Below are 24625 nucleotides of genomic sequence, written 5' to 3'. Positions count from 1 at the left end.
AGTCCGGTATTGCACGACGCATGACGGCTCACTCCACCTCGATCTCGAGGCTCGTCGCACGCTCCCGCGGCCGGAAGCGAGTGCCGACGATCTGCCGCTTGGCACACGCTCCCGCGGCGTTTCGTTGCTCGGTGGTGAGGTGCTTGACCTCACCGCTCCGCGTGACCTCGAACAGCACGGTCACCGCCTCGCCCACCATCTCGGGCGCGCACTTGGCCTTGATCTTGCGCGCGAGCTTCTTGCGGAGCTCGGCATCCGTGGGCGGCGTATTCTTGGTTGGCGGTGGCGGCGATGCAGCCGCGGGCTCCGGCAGCGGCGCCGGCTCCGGCAGCGGCTCGGGCTCGGGCAGCGGCTCAGGCTCAGGCGGCACGATCGCCCGCGGCACCCGGATCGTCGCCGCGAGCGTCCTCCCTGGATCGAGCGCCAGCGACGTGGTCACGTGCTCGCTCGCCCCGGGAACGTCGAGCCTCGCCTCGTGCCGCCCCGCGGCGAGACCGGAGAGCCGCACGCGACCTTCGCGGTCGGAGTAGGCCAGCTCGTCGCCCACCCGCACGCTCACGCCGTCGACCGGCTCGTCGGTGTCCTGCCACAGGATCCTCCCCGCCCACACCGCCTCGCGCACTAGCACCAGCTCGACGGGTACCTTCGTCGACGCCTCCTCGAGCGTGACCGGGCCGTGGCGCTTGGCCGAGGCCCCCACGCGATAGCGCCCGTCGTCGACCCACACCGCGAACGCACCGCGGTCATCGGTCACCGCCTGGGCGACCGGTCGCGACTCCGTGCCCACGTGCACGCTCGCGCCGCGAAGCGCCTTGCCGGCCTGGTCGCGCACGTGCCCGACCAGCTTTCCGCCGCCGCTGCGCATCGCGAGGTCGAGCTCGGTGCGCGACTCGCCAGGTGCCAGGACCAAGACCTCGGTGGCGTGGTGGGCCGGAGCAAAGCCCTCGGCCGAGGCGGTCAAGCCGTAATAGCTCGGCACCAGCTCCTTCAGCGCATACTGCCCCCGTCGATCCGATCGCGCGCAGGTGGGGATGCGCCGCAGCTCCGAGGGCGCCTCGGGGTCGAGGACCCACGCACAGACCCGAGCGCCACCGACGGGTGCGGCATCCGGACCAGCGGCAGTGATCCGGCCCGCGAACGAGCCGGAAGCCTCGAGCCAGGCGCGCGGCGGCAGCGTGCCCCGGCGTGCGAGCGCTGCGACTTGCTCGGCTGCGGTCTGCGGTCTCGGTGGCCCGGAGGACTTGGCCACCTCGGGGTCGACGTGGATCGACACGTCGATGCCACCTCCATCGTCGGGCCGGGGCTCCGATCCGAACGACACCGGGCTCGGGCCACTCGAGCGCGAAACCTCGGTGGGGCGCTGCGCGTCGTCATGACTCGCGTCGAGCTCGGGGGCCTGGGGGCTCGTCGCGAGCACGAGCCCGTAGCTTGCCCCGACGCTCACGCCCACCACGACGAGCCCTGCAGCCGCTCTTGGCCACCATCGTCGCGGGGCTGCGGCGAGACTCGGCGGCGAGTAAACCAAGGTCCCATACGAGCCGGCGTCCGTGCTCGCCCGCTCGTCGAGGGCCGGCCGAGTCGCGGTCGTCTGCCCAGTGGAGGCCATGACGGTGCCAGGATCGGTGCCCGTCGAGCCGGGCACGCTCATCGTGGCCGACGCGCTCGCCGTGAGGATCTCCGTCTTGGGCATGCGCTGCGACGAGGCCGGCCCCGGACGCGGCGTGATCGCAGTGGCCCCGGCGGTCGAGGAGCTCGCCGCCACGATCGGCTCGAAGATCTCCGTGCCATCCACCGCGCTCGGAACCAGTGCCAGCCGCATCGTGGAGGCGCCGTTCGGTCCCACCGCCGCGAGCGCGGCCTCGAATTCCTCCATCGACTGGAACCGTGCGCTCGGATCCTTGGCCAGTGCGCGCAGGATGATCCCCTCCACGGCCGGGAAGATGCTGGGCTCGATCGTTCGCGGCGGCGGTGGAGGCTGCTGGGCATGCAGCACCAGCACCTGGACCCCGGTGGGAGCCGAGAACGGCACTCGACCCGTGAGCATCTCGAACATCACCACACCGAGCGCATAGACGTCGGTGCGCGCATCGACCGGCTGGCCCATGGCCTGCTCGGGTGCCATGTAGAGCGCCGTGCCCACCACGTCGGCCGCCCCCGTGAGCGCGACCGTCTCCCCCGCCCCGGAATCGGTCTTGGCGATTCCGAAATCGAGCAGCTTCATCACGTCCGGATCGCCGCGGCGCCGCGGCGCCACGAGGAAGCAGTTGGAGGGCTTGATGTCACGGTGGACGATCCCCTGCTCATGAGCCGCCGCGAGCGCCCGCACGATCTGCACGAGCAGCGCCTGGGCGCGAGGCCAGCCGAACCGCCCCGTTCGTGCGAGCAATCGTGAGAGGTCCTCCCCCTCGAGCCGCTCCATCACATAGTAGAAGCAGCCCGAGGGCAGCTTGCCGAAGTCGTAGACCTCCACCACGTTGGGATGGCGGATCCTCGATGCGGCTCGCGCTTCCCGTTCGAACCGGCGCGCGCTCGACTCGTCGTAGGCCAGGCCCTGCTGGAGCACCTTGAGGGCGACCTCGCGGCGCAGGGCGACCTGCTCGGCCACGTAGACCGCCCCCATGCCTCCCTGACCGAGCAAGGAGACGATCCGGTAGCGTTCGTCGACGAGCTCGCCGACGACGGGGAGGGCAAAAGGTGCAGACATTGTGACGCGACGGTGTGCTAGGCAATTGCTCAGTTGCACACGGCAAGTCTCCCGTCCGATGTCACACGGACCCGGCGGACCTCGTGCCAACCTCGGCACGAATTCACTTCCCGTACATGAATGGAAACGTCCACCCGAAACCCAAGCACCACGCAGGGCGAGCGTGCGAAGACTCACACGACGAACGGCGTTCAGCATCCGACACTCGTGCCGCGCAGGTATGTCAAGGGAAGCCTCGACGTGTTGACCCGATTGGACTACGATGCTCACCATTGGAGCCACAATTTGGTGCATGTGCGCGCAAGATGAGACATCGTGGTTCCAGATCGTGCGCTTGGCCGCCGATGTCGTAGCCAAGGCGGACGATCGTGCCTGGGGCGACTTTTGGGAGGCCATCGCACCGCTCTGCATCCAGCGGCTCCGCAAGCACTCCTTCTTGATCCCGTTCGCGCGTAGCGAGGACTTGCGTCAAGATTCGCTGACTTTGTTGTGGGAACGTCTACAAGTCTCCGATTATCGAAAGCTTCGCGTATTCTTCGACCATCAGAAGGTCGACATGGACGAATCGATGAGATCGGAGCGGTTCCGGGCTTGGCTCTGGCGAGTCCTCAAGCATACGCAGATCGACGTACTGCGCCGTCATCCCGACTATATTCGCCATCGTCCTGATGTGAAGACCAACTCAGAAGATGGCAACGAGCGCTGGCGACGGTTGGTCAGCCTCCACTCTTCCATTGCGAACGCACGGGATGGTGCGACCGCGCGCCTGACCGTCAATCGCCTCCTCGAGTACCTAGACGAGTCGATTCCGTCGCGATTGCGCATGGCTGCGGTGTTGGCCGAAGAGGGGGGACCCATCGAGGAGATCGCCGAGCGCTTACAGGTACGAAACGTGGAACAAGCTCGTGGATTGCTCGAGCATGCGTACGCACGCTTGCGCTATCGAGCGGCACTCGAGCTCTGGGCCCAAGGGTACGGAGATGGGGAAATCGCCCGCCGTCTCGCGCTCGGTAGCGCCGAACGAGCACGGCGTACCGTGGATGCGGCCAAGGAATCCCTCCGGCGAGCCTTTCAAGACGGTCGCGAGAGAGAGCCATAGGATGGACTGTGACACTGCGCTGGTGCTCATCGACGATCTGGCTCGCGAGACCCTCTCCGAGATCGAGCGGGCGGCACTGATCTCACACTTGCGAGGCTGCACCAACTGCCGTGCTGGTCTGAGCTCTTGGTCCGTCTTCGAGTCCGTCGGGGAAGATGAGCCCGATCTTGCCCTACCACCTCGGTTCTCCCTGGAGGGCTGCGTAGGACGTGGCGGCATGGGAGTGGTGTGGCGCGCGCGGGATCAGGAAACTGGCCGGGTCGTGGCGCTCAAGACGGTGCGCATACGAGACCATCGCGCCGTGATCCGGCTCAAGTCCGAGTTCCGTATGCTCAGGGACGTCGAGCACCCCAATCTCGTCCGTCTCGGTGAGCTCTTCGAGTACTCCGGCTCTTGGTTCTTCACCATGGAGTTGATCGAGGGCGCAAACTTTCTCGACTACGTGCGCCCGAATCACTTGGAAGGAGCCTCGTTCGACGAGGCTCGGCTACGAGCAGCGCTTCGGCAACTCGCGGCCGGGCTCCGCGCACTGCACTCCGCGGGCAAGGTCCACCGAGACGTCAAGCCATCCAACATCCTCGTCGATCGAAACGATCGGCTCGTAGTGCTGGACTTCGGCCTAGTGAGCGACATCGACGCCTTCACGCACGACGAGCCACCCGCCGGCACGGCGGCATACATGGCCCCGGAGCAGACTTCCGGTGGTCAAGTGACGGCACAGAGCGATTGGTACTCGTTCGGTGTGCTGTTGTTCGAGGCATTGACGGGCCGGCGGCCGCACGAAGGAACTGGCATCGATGTGATCCTGGCGAAGCATGGCACCGTTCCTCCCTTCCCGTCGGAAGTCACCCCAGGAGCCCCTGCGGACCTCGAACACCTGTGCATGCGCCTGCTCTCGGTGTCGCCCGACGAGCGACCGAAGGAAGCGGAGATCCTGCGGAGCTTGGGAGTGCTCGAATCCAGGGGTCCGACCGACGTCCCGTCCACGAACTCGACACCGTTCATCGGCCGGCATCACGAGATCGAGCGGCTACTGTCGAGCTTGAGAAGACTCGAGGACGATGGTGCCGCGATCGTGATCATTCGTGGCGACTCCGGCATGGGAAAGACCGCGCTTGCACGAGAGTTCTGCGATCGAGTAGAGCTCGACCAGGGCGCAGTCGTGCTGCGCGGAAGGTGCCACGAGCGGGAGTCAGTCCCATTCAAGGCCCTGGACGGCGTCATCGACGTGCTTGCGCGCTACCTCGGGAGACTCGAGGACGACGACCTACGAGCGGTCAGGCCCGGTGGCGTAACTCACCTGGGCCACATGTTCCCGTCGCTTCGTCGCTTCTTCCCGCTGCCGCTCAGCGAAGCGGAGCTGATTCCCGATCCGCAGCAACTGCGTGTCCGGGCCTTCGGTGCCTTTCGAGACCTCGTGAGCCGCGTGGCCAGGGTCCGTCGGCTGGTCATCTGGATCGACGACTTCCAGTGGACGGATGCCGACAGCTTGGCGCTGCTCGTGCACGTCATGCGCCCCCCCCGGTCCCCCTCGTTGCTGCTGCTCGTCACGGCGCGCGTGGATGCCGTCGACGCACCGCCTTGGCTCAACGAGCTTGCGGGCAAGCAACCGAGCATGGCTCAGATCATCGAAGTGAATCCACTGTCGCCCACCGAGGGTATCGAGTTGGCCAAGCTACTGCTCGAGCACCACGACTCGCCGGGAAATGCACATGCGCTGGCAGCGGAGAGCGGTGGTCACCCGTTGCTCCTGCTCGAGCTCGTACGCGGTGTCCAGCAGCTCGGGCGTAGCATCGAAGGCTTGCGACTGGAGGACGTCATCGCGGCTCGCATCTCCGCGCTCGACTCATACCCGCGGCGCATTCTGGAGCTCTGCGTCATCGCTGGCGGTCCGATCAGTCAGAAAGTACTTGCGCGTGCCGCGGGGTCCCCGGAGGAATTCGCCAAGGCGGTTGGAGTCTTGCGCGTCGCGAGCCTCCTACGATCGCTACCCATCCGCGGGGGCACGATGGCCCTCGAGACGTACCATGATCGCGTCCGCGAGGTGATGTGGGAGGCGCTCGACCCGGTTGCTCGTGCGAGCGGGCATGCTGCGCTGGCGGCCGCGCTCGAGCGGAGCGAGGAGCGGGAACCCGAGCAGCTCGCCATTCATTGGGCCGGCGCGGGCGCCAACGCGCAGGCATTTCGCTACGCGGTCGAAGCAGGTGACCGAGCGGTCGCCGCGGTCGCCTTCGATCGCGCCGCTCGAGCGTACCGCCGGGCCATGGAGCTCGGCGGGCAGGCGACCACCAGGAACCCCGACCTGCTGCGAAAGCTCGCCGACGCGCTCGCGAACGGCGGGCGCCTGACCGAAGCGGCCGAGGTCTACCACCAGGCCTCCGAGGTCGCCGACCCCACGAGTGCCTTGGAGTACCGGCGACGCGTGGCCGACTGTCGGCTCCAGGCCGGGCACCTGGAGAGTGGCGTGACCGTGCTGCGGGAAGTGCTGCGCTCGATTGGCATGAGCCTGCCACGAAGCCACCGGTCGGCCCTCCTCGCTCTCGTCTACCGCCGTGCCCACGTACGCCTGCGGGGCCTGGCGTTCCGAGAGCGTCATGAGAATCAGATCGCTCCTGAGAAGCTAAAGCGGATCGACATTTGCTGGTCGGCTGGCTTTGGCTTGAGCATGTTCGATACCTTCATTGCTACGGAGTTTCAGGCTCGTCACCTCATGATGGCGCTGGAAACCGGGGAGCCGACTCGAGTGGCGCGCGCATTGACCCTGGAGGCCGGCCACCGTGCACTCGACGGAATACGTACACGGTCCGAGGTGGAAGAGATCCTCGGCAAGGCCGCGGAGCTCGCTGATCGCTTGAATTCGCCGGAAGCTCAGGCGTTCTTGGTCTCCGTTCGTTCGCTGGTGGCGTATTTGGCCGCAGAGTGGAGACAGTCGTGCGACTTCGCACAACGTGCTGTCGAGCAGCTCAGCACGCGCTGTCGCGACGCTTCATGGCTCCTGACGACGGTGCGAACGTTTTGGATGTGGTCGCGCTTCTATCTCGGTCGTACCCGCGAGATGTGTGAGTCCATCCCGGGACTACTACGCGAGGCGGCCGGCCGGGGCGAGCGCTACGCGTGGACCGCATTCCAGACCGGACTGCCGAACTTCATATGGCTCATCCAGGACGACCCCGATGCTGCCGATGCGAGCAGGCAGGAAGCGATGAAGGGGTGGGCCAAGGACCGTGATTTCCTGTTGCAAGGACAAGAAGACCTCGTGGCACGAGCCCATATCGCACTGTACCGCGACGACCCCGCTGCGGCGTGGAACGATGTCTGCTCGACCTGGCCCATGATGCGCAGGTCGTACTTGCTACGTATCGAGTACATGCGCAACGAGTCATGGCTTCTGCGGGGACGATGCGCACTCGCGTTGGCCTCGCGTCGAGACGGTCGAGAGCGTGAGAAACTGCTGCAGCACGCCGAAGCGATTGTGCGGAGGGTACGAAGGGAGCGGTTGCCGTGGGCGTCGACATTGGCCCGCTTGATCCAAGCGGGCGTACTCGCCCAGTGCAGCCAAGTGCCGGCTGCGATCGAGGAACTCAACGTGGCGGAGCAGGAGTTGCGTGCTCGATCCATGGTGCTCTACGCCTGTTGCGCCCAGCTCGTGCGGGGGCATCTACTCGCGGATGCTGGCGGTCGCGAGCTCGTTGCCAGAGCCACGGAGACGATGAGCGCAGAAGCCATCATCGCGCCGAGCCGCGTGGCGAACGTGCTCGTGCCGGGCTTCGATGTCGCGGCGGACCTCGTGAGCACCCGGTGAGGTTGGTGGTCGAGCGCCTCCGGCCCGCCCCTTCGCTGCGCCTCGACGCCGCTGCTGTTTCCATGCCGAGGAATGGAGCCGCGAGGCCCTCACGGTTCCTCGAAGCGCCCGCCCACGAAGCGCCCGTTCTTGAGGCCCTTGGGCGGGCTATCGGGCGCAATCTGGCGCAGCCACGTCCACGTGTAGATCCCGCTGTCGTGTCCGTCGGAGAAGCGCAGGTGCAGGGCGTAGGCTCCGGCCTCGGCCATCAGCTCGATGCCCAGATCGTCGGGCGCCTCGTGATACTGAACCACCGTACCGTGGCCCTGGCACGCGGCGCAGGGGCACCACCCCCGCAGATAGGCGATCGGAAGCCGAGAGACGGCGCCGTCCTCCCACTCGATGGTGAGCTGGGCCTGCGAGCGGGACAGGGCAACGTCGACCGGCTGGGGCACGCGCCGGAGCATAGACCTCATGAGCGTCGCCGGCCCGTCGCCGGCGGCGCTCGAGCGACAGCCCCGAACGCGCCCGAAATTTGGTGGTAGGCAGATGTAGGATAGTGTGGATGCATGAACGCGGTCCATGAGCCTCTCCGCCTCCGCCCGCTGCCTCGACCCGGGCGTCCCTACTACGAGCGCCGCCGCAGGCGGTCGAGCAACACGGCCGAGGCCCTGGAGCTGGCGCTGACGCACGCGGCCAATCGAGGCCGGCTCGACGCGGTGCTGGTGGTCGACGAGCAGGGCATGCTGGTGGCCAAGAGCGACACCAGTCTCGACCTGAGCATGCTGGCCGCGGTCACCCCGATCGTGGGTCGCGGCAAGGCCATCCCCCGCATCCGTCGCAACGGCGAGTCCCGCGACATGAGCGTGGACGTGCTCGAGCTGATGGGCGAGGTGCTCTACGTGGCGGCGCTTGGCGGCAGCTACCGCATGCGAGCGCGCGAGGTGGCGGGCACCATCGCGGCGACCAAGCGGATCCTGGCGTAGCCAGACCGGCGCAGAACCGGTCGAGCGCCTCGAGCTACTCGGTCACGGTGAGTTCGAACGGCCCGCGCAGCTCGACGCCCACGTCCACGTAGACCTGGTACTTCCCGGTCTCGATCGGGTGCCCGTCGGCGCCGCCGAAGTCGGCGATGTAGAGCGCGTTGTAGGCGGGCTCGGCGTCGCCACTGCGCACGGGCTGCACGGGTACGAAGGTGGGCACGATGGTCGGGCGCTCGTCGAGCCGCACGAGGATCACGTGACCCGAGAGCATGGGCTGGTTGAACTCGGTGCGGACGATGGCAGCCTCGTCGGAGGTCTGGATCGCGACGCGGATCTTCAGGCCCTCGCGCACCGAGCCGGTGCCGGGCACGTCGAGCTCGGGCGCAAGAGGCGAGCGCTCGTCGAGCTCGTGGCGCACGTGGGGGCTCTTGGTGGCGAACGACTTGGGACGCGGTGCGTCGCCCTGCAGCTCGAGCCCCACGGTGTTGGAGCGAACGTCGTAGGCAACCGCGGTCACGGAGATCCGTCCCGGGCGCAGCGGAGTCTCGAGCTTCTGCGCGAGGTCGATGGACTTGACGCCGGCGTACGTGGCCGTGGCGTTGATCTCGTCCGGGGGGTCCCCCGCCGCCGACGGCAGCGGTCGAGGCCCGCGACGCAGGCTGATCAGAGGCTTGGCGAACGCGAGCTCACCCGAGGCGTGATCCTTGACGAACACCAGGAGGTTGGGCTCGAAGTTGACCTGCCACGCCCGCAGGCCCGATTGGAACGAGCCCAGCAGCAGCGGCACCGTGGCCTGCGCTCGGAGATCCACCTGCGCCGGGGCACCGAGCGCGAGCCGAGGGGGTAGCGCGGCAGGATCCGGTGCGCCGGCCTCCACCGCGTCGGAGAGCGAGCCCTGCAGCTCGAGCAAGCGCTCCTCGGTGACCGTGAAGTGCTCGGCATCGGACAGGTGCAGCAGCTTGATCAAGGGATCGGATTCCGTGGTCATCGGTGTGGTCTCCTTGGGGGGCGCGGGCGGGCGAGGGCTCGGCTCGACGGTCCCGGCATGGGGCGCGGGCTCGATGTTGGCCGCCTCGGGCTTGTGCGTGGCAGAGCCCGAGCACGCGCTCGGGCCGAGCCCCAGCGCGAGCCCGAAGAGAACGGAGCGGCCCCGGCTCGTCATACGTCGGACATGTCCTGCACGAGCAAGTATGGGTGACAGACCGGGCAGTAGCGGTTGAGCGACCCCGGCTGCGGACCGCTCTCGTACATCAGGCACTTCTTGTTCGTGTAATTGCAGTGCGAGCCCTGGCTGTCGTACTGCAGGTGGTGCGCCGGGATGCCGCCGGGCCGGACCTTGGTGACCTGCTTGAGCGAGTGCCCGAGCTCGTGGTTGATGGTGTTGATGAAGTCCTGCTCGTCGTTGGGAGTATAGGCGTTGACGATGCCCTTGGCGTAGGACGTGCCCAGGTACATCTCCGAGGATCTCACCACGAGCGACTTGATCTTGAGCCTGGTGTGCGTGGCGTCGGTGCCCGCCACCACCACGTCGGCCGGTAGGTTGACCTGCACCATCCGGGGATCGTCGCGATTGGGACTCAGCGTCACGTCCCCGTTCTTGAGGTTGCCGCTGCGCGCGTTGCCCCATGCCCAGGTCGAGGGCGTACCCGACGGCGAGCCCGACGGCGGCGGCGTCTCGATGTAGTCCTCGGCTTCCCAGAGGCCCGAGGTGAGCAGCTTGGCGCCGGCCGTCTGGGGCGGGTCGATGACGAGCGCCCCCACGTTGACCTGGAGGGGGAACTTGTCGCTGGTCGTCCAGGCATTGACGTTGACCGCAGTGGTGTTGTTCCCCGGGGCCCACAGCGCGTTTGCATTGAGCATCCGAAACATCACGGGCTTGTCGGCCTCGGCGGGAGCCAGGGCCCAGAACTTGGCCTCGTGGACGTCGCCCACCATCAAGCCATCGGTGGTGTTGCCCTTGAAGTTGTTCTTGTACGCCATGACGTTCATGTCGACGTAGTAGCTGATCATGTGCTTGGGGTAGATGACCGGCGGATCGAGACCATCGGCCGTGGAGCGGGTCATCTCCTTGACCCCCGCCTCGGCCATGATGGTCTTGACGTCCTCGTAGGTGTCGGGCGCGTCGCCGAAGTCCTTGACGGTGATGCCCTCGACCTTGAGCTCCTTGTACCAGAACTTGCGCCACACCTGGATCGGATCGGTGCACATGACCGGCTTGCGCTTGCCGAGCTCCGTGTGGCCATCGATGTACTTGCCCAGGTGCGGATCCTGCTCGATGTAGGCGGCCAGGTAGAACTTGTCGCCGCCGAACTGGGACAGCCGCACCTCCTTCTTCGCATGGCCGGTGCTGCCCGTCTTCTCGGTGACGTGCACGATGTCCTTGCGATCGTCCTTGTCGAGGTGCTTGACGTCGGCGGTGATGTCCTTCCACGTCCACTTGTGCGTGCCCGTGGGCAGGTCCACGCCCCAGTTGGCAGTCTTGCGGTTGTCCTTGTGCTCGACCAGCATGAAGTGCAGCACGACGTTCTCGATCGGCTCTTCCAATTGCGCGCCGATCTCGATCTTGCGGCCGGCCTCGCCCTTCTTCATGTTGATGAAGAAGCGGTTGTTGGTCGCGTCCCAGGCGTTGGCCTTGCCCACCACGGCGGTGTAGTCGAGCTTCACCTCCTTGATCTTGACCACCGTGAAGCGGGCCCAGTCGGCGTTGCGCTTGATCTCCTTCTTCAGGCCCCCGTCCTTGCGGTCGAGCGCCACGTCGAGCCGTACCTCGCGCAGCTTCTTGCAGCTGGTCTTGCCCTCGACCCACAGCACCTTCTCGGCGGCCTTGAGGTCCTTGACGGTGAAGGGCCCCGCGGGGCTCTTTTGCTTGGTGCCGTCGGTCTCGGCGTCGAACAGCTCGACCTCGCCGGAGGTGTTGGTGGCGTGGATGAAGACCTCGTAGTCGTCGGTCTCGTCGGGCCACTGACTGGAGTCGAGCTTGTCGAGCACCAGCTTTCCGCGGCCGTGGTTGCCGCCGTTCTGGGCATGGAGCAGGCGCCCCACCTTCACCTTCTGCTCGTCGGTCAGCGCCTTTTGGTCGGGCAGCGCCTTGTCCTTGAGCGCGGTGTGGTAGGCCGAGATCGGCTCCTGGTCGGGGTCGACCTGCGTGCCCTTGACCGCGGACGGGTCGTGCTGGTGGACCGCCATCACCAGCTCGACCACGCCCAGCTCGGGCTCGGGCTGCTTCTCCTCGGGGGCGGCCTTGATGTGTGCGTCCTCGGGATCGGCCAGCTCGAGCTTGATCTTGAACTTGCCCTTGGTCTTGCCGCGCAGGTAGAGCGACAGCGGCTCGTCGCCGGTGAGGTCATTGGCCTCGAGGTCCTTGTCGAGGGCCTTGGTGCACTCGTCGTCGGTGAACACGTCGACGTGGGCCGGGGTGCACACCAGCTTGGCCGTCTTGGTGAACGGGTACTTCTCCTCGTTGGTCTGCTCGAGCGAGACCTCGATGCGGGTGGCGCTGGCCACGAATTTCTCGGGCTCGGTGCTCTCCTGGTGCTTGGAGAGCTGCCGGTCGAAGAGCACGGTCTTGTACTCGAGCTCGATCTTGGGCGTGACCACGTTGATCCGCTCGAGCCTGAACTTGACCAGCACGATCTCGCCGGCCTTGACGGTGGCCTCCACCTTCTTGGTGTCGGGCAGCATGAAGCCGTCGAGGTGGGACTTGGGCAGCGGATCGGTGACCTCGACGTCGTAGGCCTTGGCATCGAGCGGGTCGAACGGGGCAAAGCCCGAGGAATCGGTGGTGCCGCTCTTGCCCGCGGCCTTGACCGTCACGCCCTCGACGCCGCCGCCCTTGTCGTCGAGCACCTGCACCCAGATCGCGCCCTTGATCACGGGGCAGTCTTGCTTGGTGGCCTCGACTGCCTTGACGTGTTGCTGATCCGTTGCGTGGGCGCACTGGAGCGTTTCGCCGCAGATGGGACAGGATGCCATGTCGTTCTCCTGAGACGGTGGATGGCGGTTCAGGGCGTGAGCTCGACGATCCTCCTGCCCTTGGTCAGGGCACGCAGGCGCTCGTCGAGCAGGCCGACCTTGATCGTGTCGGGAAGCTTGCGGTGGGCCAGGAGCTGCAGCGCCCAGGCCCGGTCGGGTGAGCGCTCGAATTGCTCGCCGAATTCGATGCACAGCTCGATGAACGTGAGTACGGCCTGGCGCCCGAGGATCGCGTGCCTTGCTCCCGTCTCGATCGCGCGCTCGACCAGCCCGCGCGCGCGGTCGTCCCCGAGCTCGGCGTGCCAGGCCGGGTGCTCGGCGCGAAGGTGCGGCATGATCTGGTCGACGAACTCGTTGCGGTCCGAGGCGCCCAGAGTGGCGAGCTGCTCGCTGCTGATCGTGAGCACGGTACGGGTCACCAGCCTCCGGAGCGGAGTCTACCACGGTGACATCGGCGGCCCGGCGCCACGGTCGAAGCGCCACCGAGGCGCGGCGCTACGCCACCGAGATGCGGGGAGCAGAGCCCGGACCTCGTGCCAGGCTGGCCTCGATCGCCTCGCGCAGCGCCGCTGCGTCCCCCGTGGGCACCACGACGAGCCCCGGCTCGGGCTCGAGACCACATGCATCGCTGGCGATCACCGGAACTCCGCGAGCGAGCGCCGTGAGCAGGCGTCGCGGCGCGGTCTCGACATGAGCGGGCAAGACCACCAGGTCGGCGTCGTCGAGCGTGCCCGGGCGAGTGGGCGGCAGCCCGGCAAGCCCCCAGAAATCGGGCTGCTCGAGCACGGGGCCGCCGAGCACGAGCGAGACCCTCAGCTCCGACAGCGCCTCCCGTAGCTCGTAGGCCCCCTTGCGGCCCAGGGTGCTGGCGGGAAACCACACCCGCGCGGGACCGTCCCCGCGCGGCTTGGGCTGGCGTGCAGGCGTGCGCGGTGGTCGGGCCCAGCCAAGGTGCACCGCGCGATCGCCCAGCGCCCGCGCGAGCCCGGCGTGCGGGGTCACCAGGTGTTCCGCCGCCGCGAGGGCCTGACGCTCGAGCTCGGTCGCGGCCGGGTCGGCCCGAAAGTCGGCGAGCGTGGAGCTATAGGGGTGCTGGTGATGCGCGCGATCGAGCGCGTCGTGCAGCAGGTGAAGCGGCGGCCGGGTCATCAGCACGTCGAAGCGACGCCCACCGAGCGCTCCCAGGCGCCACAGGTGCGGCAGCAAGGTCTGAGCCACCACCAGGTGCGTGGCGCTGGGCGGCAGGCGCTGCGCCATCGCGGCGGCCAGACGGGCCTCGTGGCGCAGCAGGGCCTGCTGACGCGCGGCTCCCTGCGCGGCGAGGCGTCGGGATTGCAGCGCGCGCCGCAGGGTGAGCGCGGGGAACTGGTGCACCGCCGCGAATCCCTCGCTGCTCCACGCATAGCGGGCCCGACGAAGGCGCTTGCCGTCGAGCGGGAGCAACAGGATGTCGGCGGGATCGCGCCGGGCCGCCATCCACGCGTCGTGCTCGGGCCACACACCATCGACCAGCCATGCTCGATGACCCGTGCGGATGACGGGCGTGGGCCGTGCTCGATGGCAATCGTCCTGCTGGCACGACAGGCAGCTGCGCGTGCCATGGGCATCGGAAACCAGGTGCAGGCGACGCTCGGGCTCGGCGCGAGGCTTCGTGCCCTGCCCTTGCTCGCGGGCTCCCTGGTATGGATAGCCCCGCAGTCGCAGCACCAGCGCGTCGGGCAAGAGCTCGGCCTCGATCCGAAACGCGCGATCCCATCGCACGCGCAGATCGACGTAGTTCCACATCACGGTCGCGTCCTGTCCCGCCGCTGCGGCCGAGCCGGGCACCACGCGCGAGTGGGCGTGGCGCTCGACGATCTCCATTCCCGCGCGACGGGCGGTGTCGTAGAGCGCGTTGCTGAGCTGACACAGACCGCCCGCGATCGAGGGGATGATGCAGCCCTCACGGACCTCGCGGCCCTCGACGAACCCGCGCATCGCCCATGGCGGCCCCACCTGCGCCCAGAACCCCAACAGCTGCCCGGGCGCGACCTCGACCTCGTGCAGCGAGCGGATCGCCCGGCGCAGGTTCTCGACCTTGCCCGCCTCGAGCACCCACTCGGGCCCGGCGTCGGTGGACCAGAGGGGGGTGCGCGAGGAGGCCAGCACCGGGGCCTGCCGCAGGCTCGCCCCGGGCGGCAAGCGCCGCGGGCCCCGAGGGCCGAGATCATCCAGCAGGCGTCGGGCCTGGTGCGCGGTGACCTTGGCGCGCCAGATCGCTGCGCCGACGCGCGTGGGCAACGCGCTCCCCTGGGCCTCGTCCACGGGCACCTCCACGCCCGGAGGCCCCACCTCATTCCCACGGCTCACCATCGCGCCCGCAGCCCCACCGATGGAATCACGTAGCGAAATCCCTGCGCCGTGCACTTGGCGATGCCGCTGGCCGCGGCCGCACGGAACATCGCGTTGCCCTGCTGCCGCAGGAAGTCCGCGGGGATCACCGATTCCCCGCCGTCGCCGCGGTCGGGGGTGCACAGGAACACCTCGCTCGAGTAGGTCGAGTTGGCCACGTCGAGCACCGCGTGCAGCTGCCAGTCGGGCCAGCGCCAGATCCTCTCGATGCGCAGATCGAGCTGGAAGAACGGCGGCAGCCGGGCATTGTTGCGGTTGTCTCGCAGCGCATCGACGTCGCTCTGATCGCCCACCGGCGCGGTCCAGGGCCGCCCCGTGTGGTAGTGCATGCGCCCGCTGAAGTACCATTTTTGGCTGATCTTGTAGCCGAGCACCAGGTTGAGGATGTGGCGCTGATCCCAGTTGCTCGGCGCCGAGCCACCCACCGGGAAGTCCCGGGTGCTGCGCGAGAGGGTATAGGCGATCCAGCCGAAGGTGCGCAGCCGGGGATCGAGCTTGAGCAGGGTCTCGAGCCCGTAGGCCCACCCGGTGACCTGGTTGATGATGTCCTCGAGCTCGTCGAGCGGCTCCTCCTCCGAGGCCGCCGCCAGCTCGTAGTCCTGCAGGTTCGTCAGCCGGCCCAGGTAGGCCTCTTGCTGCAGGCGCAGGCGGTCGTCGAACAGGTCGAGCTCGTAGCCGAACGAGCCCTGGATGTTGCGCTGGAGGCCCCGCTCGAACCCGAAGTTCTCGATGCCCGGGATCGGGATCGGAAAGCTGGGCGGCTGGTGATAGGCGCCCACCGCCTGCTTGAGCACCAGCCGCGGCCCCACGCGCTCGCGCATGAGCAGGCGCGGATCGACACCGGTCGCATAGGTCACTCCGCGCGCGCGCGGCAGATAGGGGCTGTTGCCGCTCTGAAGGTAGAAATCGGTGCGAAGCCCCGGGCGCAGCTCGAACCCGGCCTTCTTCCACATGAGCTCCAGGTAGCCCGCGGTGACCACCACCGTGCGCTCGCTGAGCAACAGCCCCAGATCCTCGGTGATGTCCTCGGGCTCGAGCTTGGGCAGGCGAAACATCTGGATCTCCTGATCCAGGCCGAACCCGATCGCGGCCGCATCGCTGACCGGCACCACGAAGTCGGCACGCGGTGCCACCCGCCACTGGTCGTTGCCGATGCCCTGCACCACCCCGGTCTGGTCCAGACCCAGCACCACCGCGTAGACCGCCGAGCCCCCGCCTCGCAGGCGCTGGCGCAGGCGGTTGTCGATGCGGTGGAACTGCGCGCGCAGGAACGTCTGCTCCGGGATCTCCTCGCCGAACTCGTCCGTCCTGGCCTTGGTGCCCAGGTCGTCGTAGCTGCCGTAGGCGAAGGAGGTGATGTCCAGGTTGCGACCTAGGCTGTGATCGAGCCGCAGCTGGTAGTCCCAGAACGCGATGCGCACGGTGTCGTTGACCAGCGAGAGCACGCCACCGGTGTAGCTGTAGCGCCCGGCCATGGTGAGCGCGCCGCGGGCCGGACCGCGCGCGCACTGCGGACCACGGAGGCCGGCCGCCTTCTTCTCGGCGCGCGAGGGCTCGGTGCAGCCCGGCTGCTTGCGACGGTCGAACGGAATCTCGAGCAGCCCGCCCGCATCGGTGAGCCGCACGTCCACGTCGCCGTGCACGCGGTCGCGCCGTGCGGGCACCGTGCGCGCCTCGATGATGCCGCTGGTATAGCGACCCAGCCGCACGGGAGCCCCGCTGGGGTAGAAGTCGACCGAGTCGATGAAGTAGGGGTGGATCACCGACGGGCCGATCGCCACGTGGAAGAGGATCGGGACCCGCGTGCCGTCGAGGTAGTAGCCGGTGTTGCCCGGCGCGGCGCCGCGAACCACCACGTAGGGCAGAAAGCCCGCGAGCTGCCCCACGCCCGGGAGGCTGTTGACCACCCGCAGCGGATCGCCACGGCTGCCCGCGAGCTTGTGGATCTCGTCGTCGCGCAGGGTGGTGCTGCTCACCGCGACCTGGCGCTCGGTCTCGACCACGGTGCGGTAGACGTCGCTGTCGAGATCGGAATCGAGGCGCAGCTCGACCTCCAGGTCCTGCCGCGGCTGGAGCTCGACGGCGGCCGGGAGATCGCGGTAGCCGGGCGCCCGCACGATCATCTCGTGGCGACCGGGCGGCAGCATCACCATGAACGATCCGTCGCGCTCGGCGAGCACCGAGGGGCGACCGTCCTTGAACACCAGACGCGCGTCGCCGAGGGGCTGGCGCTCGCCGAAGCCGAGGATCCTGCCGCGCAAGCGGGCGGCCGTCGCGGGATCGGGCGCCCACGGGTCTTCCTCGTCCTCGAGCTCGTCGTCCTCGAGCTCGTCGTCCTCGCCGTCTTCGCTCGCGGAGTCCTCACCCGCGACGCTCTGCCCTCCGGCGTCCGAGCGATCGTCCTCGGCCGCTTCGCCCACCGCTGGATCGTCGGCCACCGCCGAGTCGTTGGCCGCGGGCGGGGCTCGGTCTCCGACCGGCTGGCGGGGCGAAGACCCCTCGCTCGAGCCCGGCGGCTCGGCGGGGGACGTCGTCACGATGCCTTCGGGCTCCGCGGGAGCAGGCTGCGGGGCAAACCCACGGCCTACCAGACCCGCGAGCGCGATGAGGGCGGCCGTGCCGAGCACCGCCGTGAGCATACCGAAAATGCCACGGCCGGCCGAACCACTCGCCAGCGGGCACTCAGGGAGGTTTCGTGGGACCGTGCAGGTCCCGTATCCTTGCCGAAGGCTTGCGATGCACTTTCGATCTTGGATCTCCATCTTCCTTTCCGGCTCCACCCTCGCGCTCGCGGCGTGCGGCGACGATGCAACCGTCGTCCCGCCCGACGGCACCTCGACGGGTGAGCCGGCGTCCACGACCGCGCCCGGCACGACCACCGACGGCAGCACCAGCGAGGATCCCGACAGCACCGGCATGGCCCCGGGCTGCGGCGATGGACTGCGGGCGGAGGGCGAGGACTGCGACGACGGCAACTCCGACGACCTCGACGGCTGCAGCTCGATGTGCGTGATCGAGGACGGCTGGCTGTGCAACGGTCAGCCCAGCGAGTGCTTCGCGGTCTGCGGCGACGGCATCATCGTGGGCGAGGAGGGATGCGACGACGACAACCTGCTCGACGACGATGGCTGCACGGTGGAGTGCGTGCTCGAGCCCGGCTGGGCCTGCGAGGGCGAGCCCAGCGAGTGCGCCACCGTGTGCGGCGACAGCATGATCGTCGGCGACGAGGAGTGCGACGACACCAACACCGACGAGGGCGATGGCTGCGACGCCGCGTGTCAGGACGAGCAGGGCTGGAATTGCGTGGGTGAGCCCAGCGAGTGCGCCACCGTGTGCGGTGACGGCATGATCCTCGGGGCCGAGGAGTGCGACGACTTCGACGCGATGGCGGGCGACGGCTGCAGCGACACCTGCGCGGTGGAGCTGGGCTGGGCGTGCGGAGGCGAGCCCAGCATGTGCATGACCGGCTGCGGCGACGGCATCACGGCCGGCATGGAGCAGTGCGACGACCTGAACCTCGACGACTTCGACGGGTGCTCGGCGGCCTGCGTGGTCGAGTCGGGCTGGATGTGCATGGGCGATCCCAGCGTGTGCATCACCGATTGCGGCGACGGCATCACGGCCGGCACCGAGACCTGCGACGACGGCGGCATCGTGGCCGGGGACGGGTGTGATGCGCTGTGCCAGACCGACCCCGGCTGGATCTGCGTGGGCGAGCCCAGCGTGTGCGCCACCGATTGCGGCGACGGGCTGGTGGTGGGCACCGAGACCTGTGACGACGGCGGCATCGGCCAGGGCGACGGCTGCAACGAGATCTGCGCCGTGGACTTCGGCTGGGACTGCGTGGGCGAGCCCAGCGTGTGCGTGGAGACGGCGTTCGTCGTCGACATGAGCCTCGGCTACAGCAGCGGCTGCGTGATCACCAACCTGGGCGACGTGGGCTGCTTCGGCGACAACGTCAACAGCGAGGTCGGCAACGGCACGATCCTCGAGACGTTCTTGCCGGTGTTCGTGCTGAGCGATGCGATCGCGGTCGCGTCGGGCGAGTACCACAACTGCGCGCTCCGGGCCGGCGGCAGCGTGTGGTGCTGGGGCGACAACCTCGAGAGCCAGATGGGTCCCCTGTCGACGCCGCCCACCGACGAGTCGACGCCCATCGAGATCACCGGCCTGCCGCCGATCGTGGCCATCGATTCCGGCGACGACCACATCTGCGCCCTCGATGGCCTGGGCCAGGTGTGGTGCTGGGGCGACAACCTCAACCGTCAGCTCGGCCACGGCGGAGCCACCACCACCGACTCGGCGATCCCCCAGGTGGTGCCCATGCCCGGCGGGTTGACCGTGATCGACCTGGGCCTGGGCGACGATCACTCGTGCGTGGTGCTCGAGGACAACACCGTGGCCTGCTGGGGCGACGACGACAACGGGCAGCTCGGCGACGGAGTCGCGGGCACCGACAGCGGCGATGCCTTCGTGGTGCCCGGGCTCGCCGTGGTCAACGACGTGGAGGGAGGACAGGACAACGCCTGTGCCCTCACCGATCTGGGCGAGGTCTACTGCTGGGGCGACAACATCGACGGCCAGCTCGGCGTGGGCAACACCGTGGACAACCCCGCCCCGCTGCTGGTGACGCTGCCCTCGGCCGCCGAGCAGATCTCGCTGGGCGACGACTTCGCCTGCGCCCTGCTCTACACCGACCAGATCTTCTGCTGGGGCGAGAGCGAGGGCTTCCAGACCGGCTACGGCGATCTCATCGACGCCCTCGTACCCACCGAGGTGCAGCAGCTGCCGCCGGGCGACATCGTCGACATCGAGGCCGCCGGCCGCGGGGTGTGCGTGCTGATGGCCACCAGTGATCGCTGGTGCTGGGGCCACAGCGAGGAGGGCCAGCTCGGCATCGCGCCGCTGAACCAGCTCGAGCCCTCGCCAGTCGCGTTCTCGGGCCCGGTCGCCCAGGTGAGGCTCGAGGAGTTCGAACTCGACGACGGAATGATCTGCGGGGTCATGGTCGATGGCACGCTCGAGTGTGCGGGCGACGGCACGCTGGTCTCGGTCAGCACCATCACCGGGGCCGCCGGCTTCCTCGAGCCCATCAAGGGCCACGTGACGACCCCCACCACCCACCCGCTGGTGACCGACGTGCAGGACGCGGGCATGGGTGATGGCTTCATGTGCGTGCGAACGTCGACCAACGTGCAGTGCTGGGGCGACAACGCCGGCCGCCAGCTCGGACAGGGCGGCACCAGCACCACCGACATCCTCACGCCGGTCCCCGTGATGGGTCTGGGAGCGGTCGACGAGCTCGCGGTGGGCGACGCCCACGTCTGCGTGCGCACTGGCGGCACGGTGCAGTGCTGGGGCGACAACATCAGCTACCAGACCGGCGAGCCGTCCTCCACCACCGACCAGAGCCTGCCGGTGACGGTGATGGGCATCGCCGATGCGATCCAGATCACCGCGGGCGAGGGCCACAACTGCGTGCTGCGGTCGACCGGCGCGGTGAGCTGCTGGGGCGACGATGCCAGCGGGCAGCTCGGCGACGACGATGGCGACACCACCGACTCGGGGATTCCGGTCGACGTGGTGGGGCTTCCGGCCGTCGTCGACTTCATCGATGCGGGCCAGGATCACACCTGCGCGCTCGCGGGCGGCGAGGTCTACTGCTGGGGCGAGGGCCAGTACGGCAACCTCGGTCAGGGCAACGAGACCGACTCGGACATGGCGCTGGTGGTCCCGGGGCTCGCCGGCATCGTGCAGATCGCGGTCGGCCGCAACTACGCCTGTGCCCGCGACGGCGCGGGTGACATGTGGTGCTGGGGCGACTCGGCCGACGGCGAGCTCGGCGATGGCGGCATGGATCTCACCGGGCTCATCGAGGTACGGTCGCCGACTCCGTTCGCGGTGGCCAGCGGGATCATGGACGTGGTGGCGGGCAACACCGTCACCTGCGTGCAGACGGCGGCCGGCTGGGGCTGTGTGGGCTTCCGCTCGGCGGGCCACCTCGGCAACGGGACCACGGTACTCCCGTCCCGTCCCACGAACACCATGTTCGGGCTGTAGCCAACCAATCGCTCGCGACCCGGATTTACGAGCCCGGGTCGCGCGAAGTCGACCTACGAGCGGGCCGTTCCGGGTATCCTCCCCGGCGAGGCTCACCCGACCATGCGCGTCCGCTCCTGGCTACCTCTCTTCCTGACCAGCTCCACCGTCCTGCTCGCCAGCTGCACCGATGACATCCCTCCGGTCCCCGTGGGTGACAGCAGCGGCAGCTCGGACGGCTCGACCACCGGGGTCGACACGATCGACCCCGACTCGACCGGCAGCAGCACCACCACGGTCGACCCCGACTCGACCGGAAGCGACGGCAGCACCACCAGCACCGATCCCGACACCACCACCGGCGTGACGGCGATGTGCGGCGACGGAGCGGTCGACGATGGCGAGGATTGCGACGACGGCAACACCGACTCCGACGACGGCTGCAGCGCCACCTGCGAGCAAGAAGCGGGCTTCATGTGCGGCGGGGAGCCCAGCACCTGCGCCGCGGTGTGCGGCGACGGCATGGTTCTCGGCGACGAGCTGTGCGACGACGGCAACACCGACGTCGACGACGGCTGCGACGACGCCTGCATGGTCGAGCCCGGCTTCTCCTGCATGGGCGAGCCCAGCCTCTGCGAGACCGGCTGCGGCGACGGGATCGTCGCCGGCATGGAGGCCTGCGACGACGGCGGCATCGACGACGGCGACGGCTGCAGCGCGGCCTGTGCGGTCGAGCCCGGCTGGGCCTGCATGGGCGAGCCTAGCCTCTGCAGCAGCACCTGCGGCGACGGGATCGTCGCCGGCATGGAGACCTGCGACGACGGCGGCTCGAGCGACGGTGACGGCTGCAGCATGGCCTGCGCGGTCGAGCCCGGCTGGAGCTGCATGGGCGAGCCCAGCCTCTGCGACACCACCTGCGGCGACGGTGTCATCGCCGGCACCGAGGTCTGCGACGACGGCGGCGTGATCGACGGCGACGGCTGCAGCTCCGTGTGCGACGTCGAGCCCGGCTTCTCCTGCATGGGTGAGCCCAGCCTCTGCAGCAGCACCTGCGGCGACGGCGTCATCGTCGGCACCGAGGTCTGCGACGACGGCGACGTGATCGACGGCAACGGCTGCAGCTCCCTGTGCGACGTCGAGCCCGGCTGGAGCTGCATGGGCGAGCCCAGCCTCTGCGACACCACCTGCGGCGACGGCATCATCGCCGGTACCGAGCAGTGCGACGACAACGGCCTCGACCCCGACGATGGCTGCAGCGCCGCCTGTGTGATCGAGCCCGGGTGGTTTTGCATGGGCGAGCCCAGCGTGTGCAACACCGACTGCGGCGACGGCTTGCTCGCCGGCACCGAGCAGTGCGACGACGCCAACTGGGCCCAGGGCGACGGCTGCGACCTCGCCTGCAACATCGACTTCGGCTGGACCTGCGCGGGCGCCCCGAGCGTGTGCTCCGAGGTCGCGGTGGCCGAGCAGGTCGCCCTCGGTGGCTTCGGCGGCTGCGTGATGACCACCCTGGGCGACGTGGGCTGCTTCGGCGACAACGTACAGGGCGAGGTGGGCAACGGCACCGTCAACGTCGAGACCTTCCTGCCCTCGTTTGCCACCGACGACGCGATCGCGATCACGGCCGGCGAGAACCACAACTGCGCGCTCCGGGTGGGCGGCGACGTGCTGTGCTGGGGTGACAACTCCGACAGTCAGCTCGGCCCCAACTCGGTCCCCCCGATCGACGAGCCGCTGCCGATTCAGGTCGCCGGTCTCCCGGTGGCGATCGCCCTCGAGGCCGGCGACGACTTCACCTGCATCATCGACACCCTGAACCGCGTGTGGTGCTGGGGCGACAACTCCAACTTCAACCTGGGCCGCGGCGGCGCAAGTGTGGCCGACGATCCCGTGCCCGCCCAGGTCGCGCTCCCCGGGATGCTCGGCGCCACCGACCTCGGCATGGGCGACGACCATGCCTGCGTCGTGCTGACCAACGGCACGGTCGCGTGCTGGGGCGACGACGACAACGGCCAGCTCGGCGATGGCGCCGGGGGGGCCGACCGCAGCACGGCCGCGCTGGTCCCCGGGCTCACCGGCATCGTGGACGTGGAGGGCGGCCTCGACACCACCTGCGCGCTCGACAACCTCGGACAGGTCTACTGCTGGGGTGACAATGCCGATGGCCAGCTCGGCGTGGGCAACACGATGGACAGCGCCAACCCGCAGATGGTGACCTTGCCCTCGGCGGCCGAGACCATCAACCTCGGCGACGACTTCTCCTGCGCGCTGCTGCTGACCGACCAGGTGTTCTGCTGGGGTGAGAGCGAAGACTTCCAGACCGGCTACGGCGACATCTTCGATGCGCTGGTGCCCACCGAGGTCGTCGGTCTGCCCGCGCTGAATCTGGTGGATCTCGAGGCCGGCGGTGGCGCCGGCGGAGTGTGTGTGCTGTCGGCCGGCGGCGACCGCTGGTGCTGGGGCTACAGCGAGGAGGGTCAGCTCGGCATCGCCTCTCTCGGTCAGCTCGAGCCCGCCCCCGTCGACCTGACCGGGCCGGTGGCCTCGCTCGTGCTCGACCCCCCGGAGTACCGCGGGGTCCTGTGCGGCGTGATGACCGACGGCACCATCCAGTGCTCGGGCAACAACACCCTGGTCTCGGCCGCCATCGCCACCGGTGCGATCGGCATCCTCGAGCCCATCACCGGCTACCAGGCCACGCCCGTCACCCACCCGTTGTTGGCCGACGTTCAGAGCCTGGCCCTGGGCAACAACTTCGCGTGTGCGGCCACCACCACCAGCGTGCAGTGCTGGGGCGACAACTCCAATCGCCAGCTCGGCCAGGGCGGGGTCAGCACCGTCGACATTCCCACGCCGGTGGCGGTGGTGGGGCTGGGCGCGGTCGACGAGCTCGAGGTGGGCGGCGAGCATGCGTGCGTGCGCACGGGCGGCACCGTGCAGTGCTGGGGCGACAACTCCGACTTCCAGAGCGGAGTGGACGGCGTCACCACCGACCAGAGCCTGCCGGTGACGGTGATGGGCATCGCCGATGCGGTCGACATCGCGCTCGGCGAGGACCATGGCTGCGCGGTGCGAGCCACCGGGGTGGTCAGCTGCTGGGGCAACGACGCCAACGGGCAGCTCGGCGACGACGACGGCGACGCCACCGACTCCGGGATCCCGGTCGACGTGACGGGCCTGCCGCCCGGGGTGACCTCGGTGGTGGCGGGGCAGGACCACAGCTGTGCGCTCGCAGGCGGGATGGTCTACTGCTGGGGGGAGAACCAGTACGGCAACCTCGGCCAGGGCAACCAGCTCGACGTGGACATGGCGCTGCCGGTCCCGGGCCTCACCGGCATCGTCCAGATCTCCGCCGGCTGGAACTACAACTGTGCGCTCGATGGCGCGGGCGACATGTGGTGCTGGGGCTACGGGCTCGACGGACAGCTCGGCAATGGTGGTCAGGAGATCACCGGCTTCACCCAGTTCCTCTCGCCGGTCCCGTTCGAGGTGGCCAGCGGCATCATCAACGTGGTGGCCGGCAACTCCACGACCTGCATCGAGACCCTCGCCGGCTGGAGCTGCGTGGGCTTCCGCGCATCGGGCCAGCTCGGCAACGGCACCGCCGTCGAGCTGGCCTACCCCGCGGATACGCTGTTCGGACCGTAGGTCCGGTG

At 68.7% G+C, this 24625-nt stretch carries 12 protein-coding genes; 5 read left to right on the top strand and 7 right to left on the bottom strand.

Features of this window, described 5'->3' with window-relative positions; genetic code table 11:
• Window positions 1-28: 28 nt before the first annotated feature.
• Window positions 29-2704: a serine/threonine-protein kinase gene (locus OEB96_RS07800; protein ID WP_266214839.1), complete on the bottom strand. Its 2676-nt coding sequence runs from the start codon at window positions 2702-2704 to the stop codon at window positions 29-31.
• Window positions 2705-2996: 292 nt separating this feature from the next.
• On the opposite strand from OEB96_RS07800, the gene OEB96_RS07795 reads away from it, so the two are divergent.
• Both OEB96_RS07795 and OEB96_RS07790 read left to right on the top strand, forming a co-directional pair.
• Window positions 2997-3803 carry a sigma-70 RNA polymerase sigma factor region 4 domain-containing protein gene (locus OEB96_RS07795; RefSeq protein WP_266214838.1) on the top strand — a complete coding sequence of 269 codons (807 nt, stop codon included), beginning with the start codon at window positions 2997-2999 and terminating at the stop codon, window positions 3801-3803.
• A 1-nt stretch (window position 3804) separates the two neighbouring features.
• Window positions 3805-7605, top strand: coding sequence for a serine/threonine-protein kinase (locus tag OEB96_RS07790; RefSeq protein ID WP_266214837.1), 3801 nt, complete (start codon window positions 3805-3807; stop codon window positions 7603-7605).
• A gap of 89 nt (window positions 7606-7694) precedes the next feature.
• On the opposite strand, the gene OEB96_RS07785 is transcribed toward OEB96_RS07790, so the two are convergent.
• Window positions 7695-8039: a DUF971 domain-containing protein gene (locus OEB96_RS07785; RefSeq protein ID WP_266214836.1), complete on the bottom strand. Its 345-nt coding sequence runs from the start codon at window positions 8037-8039 to the stop codon at window positions 7695-7697.
• A gap of 114 nt (window positions 8040-8153) precedes the next feature.
• Here OEB96_RS07785 and OEB96_RS07780 point away from each other — a divergent pair, with 114 nt between their 5' ends.
• A complete protein-coding gene (locus OEB96_RS07780) occupies window positions 8154-8570 on the top strand; it encodes a hypothetical protein (RefSeq protein WP_266214835.1) in 417 nt (138 codons plus the stop codon).
• Between the two features lie 34 nt (window positions 8571-8604).
• Here the strand turns inward: OEB96_RS07780 and OEB96_RS07775 are convergent, their stop codons facing one another.
• The 5 genes from OEB96_RS07775 to OEB96_RS07755 all read right to left on the bottom strand — a co-directional run bounded on the left by OEB96_RS07775 (window position 8605) and on the right by OEB96_RS07755 (window position 17557).
• Window positions 8605-9729 (bottom strand): hypothetical protein, encoded by a 1125-nt coding sequence (locus OEB96_RS07775; protein ID WP_266214834.1) that lies wholly within the window; start codon window positions 9727-9729, stop codon window positions 8605-8607.
• The gene (locus OEB96_RS07770; RefSeq protein ID WP_266214833.1) at window positions 9726-12539 is read right to left on the bottom strand and encodes a carboxypeptidase-like regulatory domain-containing protein; all 2814 of its coding nucleotides are present in this window, start codon (window positions 12537-12539) and stop codon (window positions 9726-9728) included. The genes OEB96_RS07775 and OEB96_RS07770 overlap by 4 nt, the downstream gene beginning before the upstream one ends.
• Before the next feature lie 29 nt (window positions 12540-12568).
• Window positions 12569-12958: a hypothetical protein gene (locus OEB96_RS07765; protein WP_266214832.1), complete on the bottom strand. Its 390-nt coding sequence runs from the start codon at window positions 12956-12958 to the stop codon at window positions 12569-12571.
• 76 nt (window positions 12959-13034) lie between these two features.
• On the bottom strand, window positions 13035-14891 hold the full coding sequence (locus tag OEB96_RS07760) for a VanW family protein (RefSeq protein WP_266214831.1): 1857 nt from the start codon (window positions 14889-14891) through the stop codon (window positions 13035-13037).
• Complete coding sequence (locus OEB96_RS07755; RefSeq protein WP_266214830.1) at window positions 14885-17557, bottom strand: TonB-dependent receptor plug domain-containing protein; 2673 nt, start codon at window positions 17555-17557, stop codon at window positions 14885-14887. Before OEB96_RS07755 ends, OEB96_RS07760 begins: the two co-directional genes overlap by 7 nt.
• Window positions 17558-17666: 109 nt before the next feature.
• On the opposite strand from OEB96_RS07755, the gene OEB96_RS07750 reads away from it, so the two are divergent.
• Window positions 17667-20990 carry an RCC1 domain-containing protein gene (locus OEB96_RS07750; RefSeq protein ID WP_266214829.1) on the top strand — a complete coding sequence of 1108 codons (3324 nt, stop codon included), beginning with the start codon at window positions 17667-17669 and terminating at the stop codon, window positions 20988-20990.
• A gap of 102 nt (window positions 20991-21092) precedes the next feature.
• Entirely contained in the window at window positions 21093-24617 is a 3525-nt protein-coding gene (locus OEB96_RS07745) for an RCC1 domain-containing protein (RefSeq protein WP_266214828.1), read from the top strand.
• Window positions 24618-24625: the final 8 nt, after the last annotated feature.

The sequence above is a fragment of the Paraliomyxa miuraensis genome, from assembly GCF_026337845.1.
In the GTDB taxonomy this organism is placed as follows: domain Bacteria; phylum Myxococcota_A; class Polyangia; order Nannocystales; family Nannocystaceae; genus Paraliomyxa; species Paraliomyxa miuraensis.
The sequence above is the reverse complement of the archived record's forward strand: the minus strand, read 5'-3'. Positions and strand labels throughout refer to the sequence as shown.